General features: G+C 59.5%; 15 protein-coding genes and 1 tRNA gene. 10 read left to right on the top strand and 6 right to left on the bottom strand.

The window, feature by feature from the left end; genetic code table 11:
• The first annotated feature begins 4 nt into the window (after positions 1-4).
• The 10 genes from RTQ83_RS06045 (at position 5) to RTQ83_RS06000 (ending at position 10,536) form a co-directional block, all read left to right on the top strand.
• On the top strand, positions 5-1,126 hold the full coding sequence (locus RTQ83_RS06045) for a hypothetical protein (RefSeq protein WP_312512136.1): 1,122 nt from the start codon (positions 5-7) through the stop codon (positions 1,124-1,126).
• The gene (locus RTQ83_RS06040; protein ID WP_312512134.1) at positions 1,062-4,970 is read left to right on the top strand and encodes an RHS repeat-associated core domain-containing protein; all 3,909 of its coding nucleotides are present in this window, start codon (positions 1,062-1,064) and stop codon (positions 4,968-4,970) included. The genes RTQ83_RS06045 and RTQ83_RS06040 overlap by 65 nt, the downstream gene beginning before the upstream one ends.
• A 2-nt stretch (positions 4,971-4,972) precedes the next feature.
• On the top strand, positions 4,973-5,425 hold the full coding sequence (locus RTQ83_RS06035; RefSeq protein WP_312512132.1) for a hypothetical protein: 453 nt from the start codon (positions 4,973-4,975) through the stop codon (positions 5,423-5,425).
• A gap of 1,021 nt (positions 5,426-6,446) precedes the next feature.
• Entirely contained in the window at positions 6,447-6,734 is a 288-nt protein-coding gene (locus RTQ83_RS06030; protein WP_312512129.1) for a hypothetical protein, read from the top strand.
• 80 nt (positions 6,735-6,814) lie between these two features.
• The gene (locus RTQ83_RS06025) at positions 6,815-7,246 is read left to right on the top strand and encodes a hypothetical protein (RefSeq protein ID WP_312512127.1); all 432 of its coding nucleotides are present in this window, start codon (positions 6,815-6,817) and stop codon (positions 7,244-7,246) included.
• 75 nt (positions 7,247-7,321) lie between these two features.
• Positions 7,322-7,600 carry a PAAR domain-containing protein gene (locus RTQ83_RS06020; protein ID WP_312512125.1) on the top strand — a complete coding sequence of 93 codons (279 nt, stop codon included), beginning with the start codon at positions 7,322-7,324 and terminating at the stop codon, positions 7,598-7,600.
• A gap of 142 nt (positions 7,601-7,742) precedes the next feature.
• The gene (locus RTQ83_RS06015) at positions 7,743-8,411 is read left to right on the top strand and encodes a hypothetical protein (RefSeq protein WP_312512123.1); all 669 of its coding nucleotides are present in this window, start codon (positions 7,743-7,745) and stop codon (positions 8,409-8,411) included.
• Between the two features lie 51 nt (positions 8,412-8,462).
• A tRNA-Lys gene (locus tag RTQ83_RS06010) sits at positions 8,463-8,538 on the top strand.
• An 83-nt stretch (positions 8,539-8,621) separates the two neighbouring features.
• Positions 8,622-9,236, top strand: a complete 615-nt coding sequence (locus RTQ83_RS06005; protein ID WP_312512121.1) for a YigZ family protein — start codon at positions 8,622-8,624, stop codon at positions 9,234-9,236.
• Positions 9,237-9,369: 133 nt separating this feature from the next.
• The gene (locus tag RTQ83_RS06000) at positions 9,370-10,536 is read left to right on the top strand and encodes an MFS transporter (RefSeq protein ID WP_312512120.1); all 1,167 of its coding nucleotides are present in this window, start codon (positions 9,370-9,372) and stop codon (positions 10,534-10,536) included.
• A gap of 13 nt (positions 10,537-10,549) precedes the next feature.
• Here RTQ83_RS06000 and RTQ83_RS05995 read toward each other — a convergent pair whose 3' ends face one another.
• The 6 genes from RTQ83_RS05995 to RTQ83_RS05970 form a co-directional block, all read right to left on the bottom strand.
• A complete protein-coding gene (locus tag RTQ83_RS05995) occupies positions 10,550-11,473 on the bottom strand; it encodes a choice-of-anchor A family protein (protein ID WP_312512118.1) in 924 nt (307 codons plus the stop codon).
• Between the two features lie 93 nt (positions 11,474-11,566).
• Positions 11,567-12,406 carry an HDOD domain-containing protein gene (locus RTQ83_RS05990; RefSeq protein WP_312512116.1) on the bottom strand — a complete coding sequence of 280 codons (840 nt, stop codon included), beginning with the start codon at positions 12,404-12,406 and terminating at the stop codon, positions 11,567-11,569.
• Positions 12,407-12,557: 151 nt separating this feature from the next.
• Positions 12,558-13,304, bottom strand: coding sequence for a BON domain-containing protein (locus RTQ83_RS05985; RefSeq protein ID WP_312512114.1), 747 nt, complete (start codon positions 13,302-13,304; stop codon positions 12,558-12,560).
• Positions 13,305-13,546: 242 nt separating this feature from the next.
• The gene (locus RTQ83_RS05980) at positions 13,547-13,957 is read right to left on the bottom strand and encodes a cell envelope biogenesis protein TolA (protein ID WP_312512112.1); all 411 of its coding nucleotides are present in this window, start codon (positions 13,955-13,957) and stop codon (positions 13,547-13,549) included.
• A gap of 137 nt (positions 13,958-14,094) precedes the next feature.
• Positions 14,095-14,784, bottom strand: coding sequence for a hypothetical protein (locus RTQ83_RS05975; protein ID WP_312512109.1), 690 nt, complete (start codon positions 14,782-14,784; stop codon positions 14,095-14,097).
• Positions 14,785-14,931: 147 nt separating this feature from the next.
• Entirely contained in the window at positions 14,932-16,560 is a 1,629-nt protein-coding gene (locus RTQ83_RS05970) for a methyl-accepting chemotaxis protein (protein WP_312512108.1), read from the bottom strand.
• Positions 16,561-16,618 lie beyond the last annotated feature (58 nt).

The raw sequence follows: 16,618 nt of genomic DNA, 5'->3' as shown, positions 1-16,618 counted from the left end.
CGCCATGACCGAACCCACGCAAGCCCCATCCAAGCCTGTCGAACGCGCGCCGGAAGTCGCGGTTGCCCCGCTCGACACCATTGACCAACGCGACGTTAGCGCTGGCGCAGCGGCCTTCGACAAATGGCTACGCAAGATCAGCTATGACTACGTTACGCTGGAGCGCCTGAGCACCGTGGCTGGCAGCCTGCCCGTGATCGGCAACATCATGGCGCTGATCGACGCCATCATGGACCTGGTGGGGATAGTCCAAAACGCCAACAAGAAGGGAACTGAATTCCTGCAATGGGTCAGTCTGGGCATCAACCTGATCGGTATAGCGCCGGGAGCGGGCAACGCGGCGCGCATGAGCCTGCGTCCGGCACTGCATCTGGTCCGGCAAAAACTTGCACCGGGTGTCAAGGATCTCGGCAGCGCGCTGGTCGAAGTGCTGGTCATGCACCTCAACGCCACGCTGGCCGGCGAGATAGACAAGTTTATCGATGGCGCGATGGACAAGCTCGCAGGGATTCTGGACGATTGCGCCAATACTGCCGATGGCATTGCGGACGATCTGATCAAGATCCTCAACCGCTGCATTGGCAAGGAACCGCTGTTCGATGTTGCCTCACCGGCGGAAGTCGAAAACAAGCTGCATGATCCCGAGGTGAAAAGTAGCTGGCGCCGCATGCTCGGCGCCATTGGCCAGCAGTACAAGAAGGCCGCCAACTACGCTGTTGCCGCAGCCGCCAGCCAGCTGCCAAAGAGCGCAGAGGATGGCGTGACGAGCATCATCGGCCACTTGACCAACTTCAAGCCGGCGTTTCGCGGCAAGCTTGCCGCCCTGGCCAACGAACAGGAGGAGATGAGCATCCGCTGGATATTGAAGCGGCTACGCGACGCGGTCATCAAGCACAAGAAGCGGTATCCGGCGATGGTCCCATCAAGCAAGGGCGCGGACCACAAGAAGAACAACGCCGGCAACGGGCTGGGCACCACCGGCCAGCAAAGCCCGGCCAAGGGCGACGCCAACGCCTGCAAGCTGTGCCCCGCAAAAGGTGGCACCGCGCACTCGATCAGCTTTGCCACCGGGCGCCGAAACCTTCACCCACACCGACTTCGTACTGGACGCGCCGCTTTCCATTGAATGGAGCCGCACCTACCGCAGCCAGCTGATCGCCTATGACCAGGGCAATCTCGGCGCACGCTGGCTCACCCCGTACAGCACCCGCGTCGATGTCGTCGGGCAAGGCAAGCCCACTGCCCTGCTCTATCACGCCGCAGACGGCCGTAGCCACCGCTATCCGTGGCTGGGCATTGGCCAGCGACACTACGATCCGGTCGAGCAAATCATGCTCACCCGCATTAGCGCCACCCTGCTCACGCTCGACTTCGGCAAGCCGTTGCCCGAGGGCAAACCTAGTCCTTGGCGCGAAACTTACGAGCTGGTCGACACCGTGCGCGCTAAAGCAACCGACTTTGGCAAAGAGCATTTCCGGCTAGTCGCGCTCCATGCTGGCGAAGGCGCAGCCATTGGCCTACGCTACGACCATGTCGTAGCCAATGGCCCGTACACCGGCGAAGAAGTACTCAGCGACATCATCAGCAAGCAGGGCGAGACCGTCGTCGCCCATGCCGGCACCCAGATCGATACTGACAGCGGCCGTATTCGTGCACTCTGGGAAATCAGGGACGGCAAGCTGGTGCGCCAGCTGGCTGGCTATGACTACGACGACCATGGCGACCTGATCCGAGCCCAGGAAGAAAACGCCGCCACCTGGCAGTATCAGTATGATCGCCACCTCGTCACCCGCTACACCGACCGCACCGGTCGCGGCATGAACCTCGCCTACGACACCAGCGTCGACAGCGGGCTTCACGCCAAAGCGATCCGCGAGTGGGCCGACGATGGCAGCGGCGCCACCCGGCTTGAGTGGGACAAGAACATCCGCCTGACTTACGTCACCGATGCGCTTGGTCACGAGACCCGCTACTACTACGACATCGCCGGCTATACCTACCGCGTCGTGTATCCGGACGGGGGCGAGGAATGGCTGTTCCGCGACGACGCCAAGAACGTCGTCCGTCACATCCATGCCGACGGCAGCAGCGAGCATCACCGTTACGATGCACATGGCAACCTGCTCACGCATACCCGCGCCGACGGTAGCGAGGTCCATTTCGAGTATGACGACAAGCACCGCCTCACCGGCATCCGCGACGGCGAAGGCGGCATCTGGAAACGCGAATACAACGCACAAGGGCACTTGGTCGAGGAGACAGACCCGCTAGGCAACAAAACTCAATATGCCTACGACAAGACTGGCCAGCCTGTCGAAGTCACCGATGCCAAGGGCGGCGTCACGAAGCTCGCCTATACGCCGGACGGCCAGCTCGGCAGCTACACCGACTGTTCGGGCCACAGCAGCCAATGGGAATACGATGACCGCAAACGCCTGACCAAGAGCATCGACGCCGCTGGCAACGTCACGCGCTACCGTTACACGCCGGTAAACAGCGAAACGCTGGCACAAGCGCACAGCGCAGGCACCGACTATGGCAATCACCCCGGCCAGCTCGAGGCTGTAGTCCATCCCGACGGCACCCAGGAGCAACTAAGTCATGATGCTGAAGGCCGGCTGCTTGCGCACACCGATGCACTGCAACGCACCACCGCCTACCGATACACCACCACAGGACTGATAGCGAAGCGCACCAATGCGCTGGGATACAACCTTCACTACCAATGGGATGCGCTCGGCCGCTTGTCCGCACTGGAAAACGAAAACGGCAGCGTCTATCGCTTTCAGTACGACCCGGTCGGCCGCTTACTACAAGAACATGGCTTCGACGGCAAGACTACTGAATACCATTACGACGAAGATAGCGGCGTCCTGGCGGAAATCATCGAAGCCAGAGTGACTACGCGGCTCGACTTCGACCCCATGGGCAGGCTCATGCAACGCCGCGCCGCAGCCCCTGGCCAGCCGGAACAAATCGAAACATTCGCCTACAACGCTAACGGTCAGCTAGCCGAAGCGCAGAACGAACACGCCAGACTGCAGTGGTTCTATGACGACGTCGGCAATCTTGTGCGTGAGCACCAGCACTACCAAGGGCCATTCCATCCCGACAAGCGCACCGCGATCTGGCATCACCGCTATGACGAACTCAACCAACGCATTGGCACGACCCGCCCCGATGGTCACCGCATCGAATGGCTGACCTACGGCTCCGGCCATGTCCATGGCCTGCTGCTCGACGGGCAAGAGCTTGTCTCGTTCGAGCGGAACGCGCTGTACCAGGAAACCAGCCGTACCCAGGCCAACGGCCTGCAGCAAACGATGAGATACGACTTGACAGGCCGCTTGGTGGAACAGCAGCTCGGTCCCATTGCGCAAGCCGGTCGGAAGGACTGGTCTTTCTACCCCAACCAGTACCCTCCCGGTGGCCAGGTTGGCATCCAAGCTACGCTTCTACGGCACTACCGTTACGACCCAGCCGGGCAACTAACTAGCATCGAAGACAGTCGGCGCGGCCGCGTTGAATACCGATACGATTCAGTCGGTAGGCTGCTGGTGGCAAACAGTGCATTGGGTCGTGAAACCTTCGCTTTCGATCCGGCTGGCAACATCCAGGCCGCCGACACCGCGCAGCAGGAGCCGATTGCCCATCGCGTTCCGCTGCCGAAACTGCTGGACAACCTGGTTAAAGGGTATGCCGGCATTAGCTACCGCTACGACGAACGCGGCAACGTTGTGCAGCGTACCCAGGACGGCACACGGTCCGAATATGAATGGGATGTATTCAACCGGCTGACCCGCGCCACGAGCTGGCATGGTGTCACCACCTTCGCCTACGATCCGCTTGGGCGGCGCATTGCCAAGCACAACCACTCGGTGGAAGGCACCGCACTCCGGAAGATAACGCGGACCATGTACGGCTGGGATGGCGACACGCTGGCGCTGGAAAGCAGCATGCAGAAAGGTCATGTGCCGGACGAACGTACGGTTCACTATGTGTATGAGCGCGACAGCTTCGTGCCCTTAGTGCAAGCTGACCGAAGCTCCGCGCTTCGCCTAGTGCCTACTACCGATGTCAAGGGGCTGATAACTGCGAACGCTGGCAAGTATGACCTTGCGCTCGATCCGCTATGGAACGAAGAATCCGAGCAGAAAGCCGAACCGTTCGATAAGGATCAGATTACTTTCTACCAATGCGATCATCTAGGAACTCCGCAAGAATTAACCGATCATGAAGCCAAGGTAGCATGGTCGGCGCAATACAAGGCATGGGGGCAAGCGAAGCAGGGAGGGTACTACGCTAGAACTCGAAATCCAATTCGGTTCCAGGGGCAGTATTTTGACGATGAGACGGGATTGCATTACAACCGACACCGCTATTACGATCCATTCAGCGGACGATTTATGTGCAAGGATCCGATTGGATTGCTTGGTGGTTTCAACACTTATTCATACGCACCGAACCCTGTGCAATGGATTGATCCCCTAGGCTTGAAACCTGAAAAGAAGAACGCTACCAAAAACAGATGCACTAATTGCGATCCATGCCAAGGCCGTAATCCCGCAGCCGTCGCGCGATCGTGGCAAGGCAAAACTCCGTATACTGGCGTCGATAGTTATACCAACGTTGTTGTGAAAAAGAACACCGTATTCTATACACTTTATCCACACGGAGACGCTCCAGGAAACTATTTGGTGAAATCGAGCGTCGTATTAGGTGCTCGCAGCGCAAGGGAATACAATGACTCAGTGCAAGTCGCTCACAAGGAAAATTGGAAACATCGAGATGCCCGACCTATGCGGACAAAAGTTCACGGCTATACTCTTACGAAAGATATTTGCATGGCCATTAGCACTGCAAAAAACAACCCACACCTTGGAGCTGGCGGTGCCACGCAATACTTCATAGAAAATAGGGACAAGCCGAACCTTACAGATACAGGACGCATTATAACCTTTAGGAATTAATAATGAACACCATCAAGTTAGATTTGACACATGGTTCGGTTTTTTTTGACTCAGAGATTATTGCAGTCAACGAGAAAGGAATTCTCGCAAAATCCATCGCAAAACTTTGTTCGACACCGACTCAAACGGATGAGGGGCGAACTCAATATCGCTCATCAAGAAAGGCCATCTTTTGCGGGCAGTCATGCGATGTCGTGATTGAAATCGGAGAAGGAAGACTGTATGCGGTAGCATTTTTGTTTGATCTAATCGAGTTTTTCGAGTCTAGCATTCTTGAATCAAAAGTATTAAAAGCATGCGAAAAGTCTTTAAATGTGAAATTCATGAGCGATCATCCAAGCGCTGCTTTCCTAGATCCCTTTAACTGGGGGCAAGTTGTATTTTCTTATGATCCTAAGCAAGGAGATCTAAGTCTGGATATTATATTCGAGCACAGCCCAAATCAATCCAGTTAAACACCTGACGTGCAAAACATGGATCAGCACCTCGAGCAAATCTAAGCCCCACCATTTATTCAGAATTGCATTCAGAACAAAATATTGCCGCAAAGATCTTGAGAACATGGGAATTAGATCAATCAAAAAGTTAACTAACCCGTGATAAATTTCGTTGATGGAAAAATTAATCTCGGCGCATGAAATATCTTTTCCACATCTAATTATCTAGACTTAAATTCTTTCGCCGAAGAAGGATTAATTGAGAAACGGGAAGGTAATGGCAGTAGGATTTACTACTATGTTGAAGCCGTTATGGATAGGAGGTTTGGAGCTTTCATCAGGTTGCACGAGAAAAAATTGAATGGCTATTATTGCGCTGGCTAGACCGCCCCACTAAGACGTGGAATAATGTAAGTAAAAAGGCGCTAAAAGATGAATATCGTCTTCTATCGCTTTTTGTGGAAAAGATGGTCGGAGGTCCGCCTGACAGAAAAAAAGATAGGCAGCGTACGTGGTACTTCAAGTGGGGACAAGTTGATGTAAACTACGAACCATGTTCTTTTGATGCAGCCATTTTTATGATCCGTCGGCAAGGCCACATCTTCATTAGATTGCAAAAAATATCGAGTGGTTGCGATTGAGACGACTAATAAGCTCTATGAGAACATGAGATGACATTAGTGAGAAAGCATTAAAGAATGAGTATCGTCTGCTGTCGGATCTTGTAGAAACGCGTTTCAACCATCTACATGATACCCAAAAAATAGGTAACGTCGTGGCGTCTTAAACCAGACACGCAGATATGCGCTATCAGCCATGTGCGTTAAGAAGAATTTTTTATCCTGGCGCAATGATGACGTTGGCAGAAAGACTGAAATTTTTCGTCTTGGCGACAAAAAACGAATGCCAATTTTTATCAAGGAGACAATCCAAATTCAAAAAAACTGATAGCACCCGCAGATGCAAATAAAAACTGCTCGATGAAATGCAGTGGTTGATACTTGCCCTCCTAAGCGAAATTATCGAACAAGAAAGTACCATGACAATTATTGCGACTCGCGATCTACGCAAAGGCGATATACCACAAGGAAATTTCAACTGGTCTACATTCTCAAAATTTGCATTAACTTTTGTTCCCCTATCTGACACTACAGACGAGTTCAATCAGGTATCTGCAAGCGCCACACCGTCTGATACCTGGACTACAGAAGCATTGAGGCACTTTCTTTACTGTTGGCAGCGCATCGGGAATAATCAAGGAGGATTAAGACCAGAGGTAATAGACAAGATCCAAGCGGCTCTAAGCGTTCTTCGTTCAAAAATCTGATACGCGGTCGTCATCATTGCTATTCGCATCCATGGAGCGAATAGCAACACGCAATCTGGTCCTGCAAATTTAATAGACCCATGATTAATTTCGCTGAAGGAAAAATCAAGCTTGGCGAAAAGAATATTCTCTCCGCCTCCGAAAATGAATTAGATTCCCTTGCAAAAGAATGCATAATAAAAAGACAACGAGATGCTGTCGGTGCGTACTACTACGTTGAAGACAAGGCCGGCGAGATGCGATTTGGTGTTTTCATCAGCCTGAAGAAGAGAAAGATCGATTGGATACGATTAAGCTGGCTAGACAGCCCTGTAAAAAGTTGGAGTGACGTAAGTGATAAAGCTATGATGGATGAGTACCGGGTGCTTTTGAAGTTCGTGGAAAAAGAGCTCGGGGCTCCCCCTGACCATATAGAAAATAGAAAAAGCATATGGCGCCTCAAGTGGGGGAAAATTGACGTAGTATATGAGCCACGTGCTTATCAGGCTGACATCTTCATGGAACCTCAGTGAGGTCGTTCAATGATTGGACCCAAAAATAGGAAGCTCAACGAGCTCACATCCTTACTATTCTTGTAGGAGGATTAAATGTCATTGATAATAATCACAGTGGGCGATAAAACTGATCACGGCGGCACGGTTATCAGTGGCTCGCCCGACCACCATATCCGAGGGCGAGCCATCGCCCGCCTAGGTGACAAGGTAGCCTGCCCGCAGTTTTACCCTGGCGGCAAACCGCATGGTATAAACAAAATAATTACTGCTCACAACACCCTTACAGTCAATGGAGTACCGGTTGCGGTCGATGGATCCGCGACGAAGTGCGGGTGCAAGCTGACAGGTAGCATGCCTGCAACGGCTAGTTGAAGACGTAGTGGAATATTACGATCTAGTGCAAGGATAGCGATTCGACTCACACGCGCCGGTCTAGATGAACGCTGAGGCGATTTAGTTCACAGGACGACACATCCGTCAGTCCACAATTATCTTCTGAGGGCCTGCTTAAACTGTGTGCAATCGCGAACACAGCTTTCCCGTCATTCAGTGCTACAGTGTTGTTACTTTAAAAACACTGCGCACCATGAAAGCCATCACAAAACTCTTCGAACTCGGCTACATCTTCATCGTCACCCTGTTCTTCGCTTGCGGCATCGGCCTGATCGTCCTTGCAGGCGTCGAAATCTGGTCCGCCCTGAACATCTCCGCCGGCACCGCCGCCCGCGACCGCTTCGACCTCATCCTCGAATGCATCGGCATGCTGACCATCGCCGTCGCCGCCCTGGGCCTCGGCCAGACGGTGCTGGAAGAAGAAATCCAGCGCGAAGCCAACATCAGTTCGCCGACGCGCGTGCGCCGCTTCCTGTCCCGCTTCCTGATCGTCATCGTCGTTTCGTTGTCGGTCGAATGCCTGATCGGCGTCTTCCAGTACGTCCACGGTAGCCCTGAATACCTGCCGCACGCTGCGTCGATCGGTGTCGCTGCCGCCGCTCTGCTGGCAACGTGGGGGCTGTTCGTCCGACTCAACGTCAGCGCGGAGGAACTCGAGCCGCACGCGATGCACGACGTGCAGGCCGAAGACAAGGTCATCGAAGGCGAAGACGTCGGCGAAGAAGGCGAACAACATGCCGAAGAACACGGCGAGGACTATCACGCCGACGTAGACGAAAAGAAAAAGTAATCGGAAGCACTTGGACAATCGCGGAACTCCCGCTATAATCTTGTCTTCTTCGGGTCGTTAGCTCAGCTGGTAGAGCAGCGGACTTTTAATCCGTTGGTCGCAGGTTCGAATCCCGCACGGCCTACCAAAGATTCAACAACAACGCCAACCTTCGGGTTGGCGTTGTTATTTCCGTTTCCGCTTTTCCTTGCCACTTCCCTTCAAGCGCCCATGCCCCAGACGATCGCCAGCGCCGTCCACCACGAACTGATCATCAAGAAAAGCCGCTTCATCGCCTGCGTGCAGCCGATGCCGGACCGCGCCGGGGCGCAGAAGATCGTGGCGGCGCTGCGTGCCGAGCATCCGGGCGCGGCCCATGTGTGCTGGGCACTGCTGGCCGGCGGCCAGTCGGCGGCAGTCGACGATGGCGAACCGAGCGGCACCGCGGGCCGCCCGATGCTCGACGTGCTGCGCCACCAGGATCTGGAAGGCGTGCTGGCCACCGTGGTGCGCTACTTCGGCGGCGTCAAGCTCGGCGCTGGCGGGCTGGTACGCGCCTACACCGACAGCGTGGCGCAAGCCCTGCTGACGGCGGACAAGGTGGCGATCGTCAAACTGCAGCAATTGCGCTGCACCGTGCCTTACGCCATGGAAGGCATGCTGCGGCGCGAACTCGACGCCAGCGGCGCCACCCTCGACGAAGTCCGCCATGGCGACGATGTCCTGTTCGTCTTCAGCCTGCCGGCCGAGCAGGCCGCAACCCTGCGCGCCCGTCTCGATGAAGCCGGACACGGCCGCATCGGCTGGCCGAAACCGGATCCGGACACCGACGCCGGCGACGCGTAACGACGGCCATAGCGCCCTCCTATACCCGTCATCACCACACGAAAGCGGACGCAAGCGGCGCCAGCCGGTATAGTGCCCGGTCCTGGCCGCCTTGCATGTCGGCCGGCTCTTTCCCTTCTAAAATAAAATCCAAGTGATCAAGAAAAGCCTCGCACCTCTCGCCCTTGGCGGCTTCGGCATCGGCATGACCGAATTCGTCATGATGGGCATCCTGCCCGATATCGCCGGCGGCCTGCACATCACCATCCCGCAAGCCGGCTACCTGATCACCGCCTACGCGCTGGGCGTGGTGGTCGGCGCGCCGACCCTGGTCAGCCTGGTGGCCGGCCGTCCGCCGCGCAGCGTGCTGGTGTGGTTCATGCTGATGTTTGCGGTATTTAATGCGATGTCCGCATTCGCGCCGAATTTCGAGATCATGATGGCGTCGCGCTTCCTGGCCGGTCTGCCGCACGGCGCCTTCTTCGGCGTCGGCGCGATCGTTGCCACTCGCCTGGCCGACAAGGGCAAGGTGGCGGCGGCGGTGGCTTCGATGTTCACCGGCCTGACGTTGGCCAACGTGGTCGGCGTCCCGCTCGGCACCTGGATCGGCCATACGATCGATTGGCGCCTGGTGTTCCTGATCGTGGCGGCGATTGGCCTGCTGACCATGGTGAGCCTGCACAAATGGGTGCCGTTCATCGAACCGCGCCAGCGCACCGGCATCCTGCAAGACCTGCGCATCTTCCGCAAGGCCGACCTATGGCTGGCGCTCGCCATTGTCTCGATCGGCACCGGCGGCTTCTTCGCCTGGTTCAGCTATATCGCACCGCTGCTGACCGATGTCACGCGCTTCGAGTCGACCACCATCCCACTGATCATGACCGTGGTCGGCGTCGGGATGACGGTTGGCGTCCAGCTCGGCGGGCGCCTGGCCGACCGCTTCCACCCGCTGCCGGCGGTGCTGATCCTGCTGGTGTCGATGACGCTGCTGCTGCTGTGTAACGGCCTGTTCGCACAGTCGCAGGCGGCGATGGTGGTGCTGGCCTTTGCCACCGGCGCCAATGCGCTGGCGCTCGGTCCGCCGATCCAGATGATGCTGATGGAACAGTCGCGCGAAGCCGAGATGCTGGGCTCGTCGCTCGGCCAGTCAGGCTTCAACATCGGCAATGCGATGGGCGCCTTCCTGGGTGGTATTCCACTGACGCTCGGCTATTCCTTCGTCGCGCCGCAGTGGGTGGCGGCGGCGGTGGCGGCGCTCGGCGTGATCCTGGCGCTGGCGATGCTGGCGCGGCACCGCGTGCAGATGCGCGCCCTGGCCTGAGGTTTGAAGAGAATCAGGCGCGCCGGCGGCGCAGACCGATCACCGCGCAGGCGCCGGCCGCCAGCAGCGCCAGCGTGCCCGGCTCCGGCACCTCGGCCGGATCGCCCTGCTCGAGGCCGAAGCCTGGAATGTCGACCGGCTTGAAGTAGTGGTTCGAATTGACCTGGATGGTCGAATTCCATTGGTCGACGATCACATTCCCGTTGATGACGCCCCAGTCCGCATTCACGCTGGCGTTCGGCGCCAGCACGGTCCCGATCACGCCGCGCACGTTCACCTCGGTCGCCTCGAAAAAGTTGAACAGCACGTTGTAGCCTGACAGCGGCTCGAAGCTGATGCCGCCATCGTTGAAGGTACCGAGGCTGCCGCTGACGTTGAAGATCAGGGTCTGGCCGGCAATCAGCTCATCCAGCATCCAGTGGCTGGAGTTGCGGAACATGTCGGCAGATACATTGAAGATGTCGACGCCGCCATTGCCGCTGCCGGTCACCTTGGCGCCGCTCCACAGCGACTCGACCGTGCCGGTCGACGCCAGGTTTGACAAGCCGTTGGCCAGATCCTTGAATTGCTGGCTGGCCGTGGTGAAGTCGACCGGCTGGGCCGATCCGCTCTCTACCCGCGCCGCCTGCTGCAGCGACGTCGTGCCGCCGGCATAGGTTTTGCCGTTATTGATGGCGCCGCTGGTGAGGCGAATGTCGCCACCCGCCACCACCGCATAGTCGCCGTAGGCTTTCTTGTTATTGAGGTTGACGGCGTAATTCTGGATCGTGACGTTGCCGCCGGCGACGATCGAACCTTCGACGTCGCTCGAGTGCGCCTTGAAGTCGCCTGCCGTGTAGATATTGGCGCCGCCCATCATGGAACCGATATCGATCACGCCCGCTTGCGCGCCAGTCGTTGCAAGTGCCGTCATCAGGAAAATGCCAAGCTTGCTCATTTCGATTCCATAAAGAAATTTATAATTCGCAAGAGTAACACCATTCGCCGTGCGCTCCGTTCAGCGCATGGCGATTTCATTTGGCTTTTCCTTCTAGACCAGCGCCGCGTCGCCCATCGCGCGAGCGGTCTCGGCCGATTCGGCCAGGATCTCGTTGAGCGTCTGTTCATCGAACACGAAGTCGACCGCACTCTCGCCATGCGGCGGCAATGCCGTGCGCTTGCCGTCGAGCGGGGAAGGCACCGGTGCATACTGGTTCGCCAACAGCAGCGTATCGAGCAGGGTTGCCGGCGGCATATTGAGCCAGCCGCCGCGCATGCCGCCGATGGCTTCGGCCACCAGCGGTGGAATCGAGAGCTTCTTCATGACTTCGACGCTGACCACGTCCTCGCACAGCGCGCCCCAGTTCTCGGGGTCGTCGTCCAGCAAACCCGGGAATTCATCGGCGCGCGCCAGCAGGTAAAAGGCGCCGACCTCGTGCACGATGCCGGCGAACAGCGCCGTATCGGGATCGATGCCGGTGATGCGGCGCGCCAGCGAATGGGCGATCGCCGCCACATGGGTGGTGTGTTCCCACAACTGTTCCGCCTTGCTGCGCAGGCCGGGGTCGACGATGCGGTTGCCGAACTGGCGCACCACCAGGCTGGCCACCAATGCCTGCAGGCGGCGGTAGCCGATGCGGCCGACGGCGCTGCGCACATTGGTCACCGGCGCGCCGCCGCTGCCGCCGAAGGTCGCGGTATTCGCCATGGCGACCGTGCGCGCCGCCAGCTGCGGCTCGGACAGCACGAGGCGGATTGCCTCGTCGATATGGCAATCGGGATCGTCGAGCGCGAGCTGCAGGCGCAGCACGGCATTGACGCTGGTGGGAAAGGTGATTTCACCGCGTACGGCTTGTGCCGCGATGTATCCGAAGGCTTCGAGTTTGTTCACGCGCGTAATTATAGCGCCGGGGTGGCGCTACTCCGCGGGCGATGGTCCGGCGACGGCTGCCGGTCGCGCCGACTGTGGCGGCGTATCCACAGTGAGTAACTGCGCACGGCGCCCGCATCCGGACCATGACCGGACACGGCGCGGGCGTGGCTTATTTGACCTTGATCGCGCTCTTCACGCTGGTCACGCCTTCGACACTCTTGGCCAGCTGCACCGCGCGGTCGGCCTCGGTCTTCGATTCGACGAAGCCGCTCAGCATCACCACGCCCTGCTCGGTGTCAACGGCGATCTCCATGCCGCTCAGGTCCGGCTCGGCCACCAGGCCGGCCTTGACCTTGGTGGTGATGGCGCTGTCGGACGCCGCGCGCGCGGTGCGTTCGCCGGCGCGGTCGGCCGCATCGCCGGCCTTGCGCGTGGCGTTCGACGCCACCTCTTTGGTGCGGTCGACCGCGGCGGCGGTTTTTTCCTTCACGGTAGCGAGCGCTTCGCGGGTACGCTCGCCGGCGCCGGCCATGCCGGTCTTCTCGGCCACGCTGGCCGCCAGTTCACGCGTCTTGTCGGCGGCGGTGCGCGCCGCTTCGCGCGTGCCCTCGGCGGCGTTGGCGGCGGCGTTGCGGGTATTTTCCGCGATCGCCGCGCCGCTCGCCGCAGCAGCCGCGCCGGCGGTGGTGACATTGCCTTTGTGATCGACCAGGCAGGCGCTGCGGGCATTGCCGGTCATCTGTTCGCATTTGGCCACCGCATCGGCCTTGGCCGGGTCGGTGGTGTCGATGCGCGTGACCAGGCCGCCGCTGGTTTCTTTGGCCTGGGCCTGGGCGTTCTGTGCTTGCGTCTGCGCCTGAGCAGGAATGACAGCCAGGCCGGCGCTTGCGATCAGGGTAGCGATCAATGTTTTCATGATGGATCCCGTGCATGTGGTCGTTGTGATGACCCCATTAAAGCCCTGCCCTGTGTCAGCTTCCGTGCGACACCGAACACTGTCCGCCGGACGCGCCTGGCTCCTACAGCCCGGCCCGCCGCACGCCCTGCAGCAGCAAACGACAAGGGCCGCCAATGGCAGCCCCGGAGGATGCATTCGCCGGGCACATGGCCGGACGAAGCGCCGGCCGGCGCCTGTTGCCAGGCGCTCAGCCGTATCGATTACGAACGCTTGGCCTTGTTGGCGTCGCGTGCCGCGTCGCGGGCCGACTTGGCCTGCATTTCGCAGCGGTCTTCGGCGTCGCCCTTCAGCTCGTCGCACTTCTCGTCGGCCAGTTCGTACTCGGCGTCGATCACGTCGTTACGTGCCTTGTACACATTGTTGCCGGTATTGTCGAACTTGACGGTGGCATCGTATTCAGCCTTGGCACGGGCCAGCTTGGCCTGGTCTTCGCAGATGTCTTCGGCGCTGCCGCTCATGGCGTCGCACTTGTCCTTGGCAACCTTGTAGTCGGCCTTGGCCTTGTCCATGGCGGTCTTGTGCGCTTCTTTGTTGGTCTGGGCGGAAGCAGGAGCGATACCGACAGCGGCGAGAGCGGCGGTGGCAACGAGAGTAGCGATGAACGATTTCATGTTGGTTCCCTTTCGATAGTTGACGTGACGGGTGTCATTACACGCCTTAGGAGGGAACACATCTGTACGACAGCGCACACTTGTCAAAATTTCAATTAAACCGCGCCCCGCAATAGCTTTCACATATCCTTATGCACTTACTGCATCAAGCCCTCGCGCCATAATGCCTGCGCCGCCTCGAACGGCGTCGCGTCCGCATCGAAGCGCGCCCCGTCTTCGGCCAGTCTTACCCAGACTCGCGTGTCGTGGCCGCTGTTGGGAATCGCCACCGCTGCCCGCACGCTGCTCAGCCAGGCGTGCACCCGCGCATAGTCCGCGCGATTGGTGCGCTGGATCCAGGCCAGCGCGGCCAGGTCGGCAAAGCCTTCCTCGCGCCGGGTTTCACGCATCGCTTTCGACGCCGCCAGCAGGCCGGGATCGCGCGCCGTTTCGCGGTTCACCTCGACGAAGCCGGCCGGCAGCGCATGCCACTCGCCCTGGGCATAGCGCCAGCAATGCGCCAGTTCGTGCGCCGCCATGGCTTCGATCAGGAGCGCCTGCCCGGAATCGGGCACGCCGGCCAGCACCTTTTCGGCATCGGGATTGCCGCGCATCGACAGCACCAGCTTGCAGCGGCCCCTGGCAAAGCCCATTGCCAGCGGCACGGCGCCGGGATTGGCTTGGGGCTGGACCACGACATCGACCGGCAGCGCGATCTGCCTGGCAAAATTGAGCACCGGAGCGGCGGCGCGCAGCCAGCGGGTTTCCTGCGGGGTCAGTTCGGCGGCGTGCAGCGGGAGGCTGGCGGCGGCAATGGTGAGTGCCGCCAAAGCGAGGGACTTGAGCATGGTGCGTCTCCGGGTCGAGCGAAATTCCTACTGGAAATTCTATCTCCGGTAACGGCACCATCTTCGGGAAAATATTTGCGTGTAATCAAATGAGTAAAGGTGGCAGAACAGTACATCCGCCACCTTCACACCTTCAACCCAGGCCGCTCAGGCCAGTGCCAGCGCCGGCCGTGCCGCGCCCCCGTGCGGCACGCCAGAAACGGCGCCCTGCTCCAGGCGGAACACGCTGACCAGGGTCGCCAGTCGCTCGGCCTCTTCTTCCAGCGCCGAGGCCGCCGCGCTGGCCTGCTGCACCATCGCCGCATTCTGGCGCGTGGCTTCGTCCATCTGACCGATGGCGCCGTTGACCTGCTCGATGCCGGCGCTCTGCTCGGTGCTGGCATGGGTGATCTCGGCCATGATATCGGTCACACGGCGCACGCTGGTGACGATCTCTTCCATCGTGGCGCCGGCCTGGTCGACCAGGCGCGCGCCGGCGTCGACACTCTCGACCGAACTGCCGATCAGTTCCCGGACTTCTTTCGCGGCCGCGCTCGAGCGCTGCGCCAGGTTCCGCACTTCGCTGGCGACCACGGCGAAGCCGCGTCCCTGCTCGCCGGCGCGCGCCGCTTCCACCGCCGCATTCAACGCCAGGATATTGGTCTGGAACGCAATGCCGTCGATCACACCGATGATGTCGACCACCTTCTTCGACGACGCATTGATCGAGGCCATGGTCTGCACCACCTGCGCCACCACGTCGCCGCCACGCAGCGCCACCGCAGAGGCCGACTCGGCCAGGGCATTCGCCTGGCGGGCGTTGTCGGCGTTCTGGCGCACGGTGCCGGTCAATTGCTCGACCGACGCGGCGGTCGCTTCCAGCGTCTCGGCCTGGCGCACGGTGCGGCCGGACAAATCGCGGTTGCCGCTGGCGATCTCGGTCGAGACGCTGGCGAGCGCTTCGGTACCGCTGCGCACCTGTGCCACGATGCGCACCAGGCTGTCGCGCATGCCCTGCATCGCGTACAGCAGGCTGGAGCGGTCGTCGGGACGGGTGGCGATGTTCACGCCCAGGTCGCCCGCGGCGATTGCGGCCACGATCGAGGCGGCGTAGTCGGGCTGGCCACCCAGCTGGCGCAGCAGGCCGCGGCTGATCAGCCAGGCGCCGAGCGAACCGATGACGATGGCGCCGGCGCACAGCAGCGCCATCCAGCCGAAGAAGCCGGTAGCCACCGCACGGGCGTCGGCAGCGGCGTCCTTGTTCAGCTGCTCTTCCAGGTCGATCAGGCGGTTGATGCTGGCCAGCCAGCCGACAAAAGCCGGCGCCGCCTGCTGCGCCAGCACGGCCGCCGCCTGCGCACCCTGTCCGCTGCGCTGCAGTTCGACCACCTGGTCGATCAGCGGCTTGGTCAGCGCTTCCTGGGCCTTGATGGCGCTCAGCGCTTCCTTTTCTTCAGGCAGGATGTCGGTGCGGCCATTGAACAGGGTATCGAGCGGGGCCGCCGAGCGGGCATAGTTCTGGTCCAGGGTGGCGATCAGCGCTACCGGCACCGCTGCCGCAGCCGGATCGGCCGCCAGCACCACGTCGCGCAGCGCGATCGCGCGGTCGTGCACGCTGCCGCGGAAGTTGATCGCGTAGCGCTGCTTGACGTTGTTGATGTCGTTCATCTGGTTGAGAACGTTTTCGATGTGGCCGACGCGGTTGGCGGCCAGCGCAGTGAGCGCGATCATCAGAAAAAAAACGGCGCTGTAGCCGATAGCCAGCCGGGCGCCGATGGAGAGTTGCTTGGATTGCATGATGATAGTCAGCGATAGTTGTTTATATTAAGGAAATATATGTTTCCTTTTAGTAACA

The sequence above is a fragment of the Massilia sp. genome (genome assembly GCF_031995545.1).
Lineage (GTDB): Bacteria > Pseudomonadota > Gammaproteobacteria > Burkholderiales > Burkholderiaceae_D > Telluria.
The sequence above is the reverse complement of the archived record's forward strand: the minus strand, read 5'-3'. Positions and strand labels throughout refer to the sequence as shown.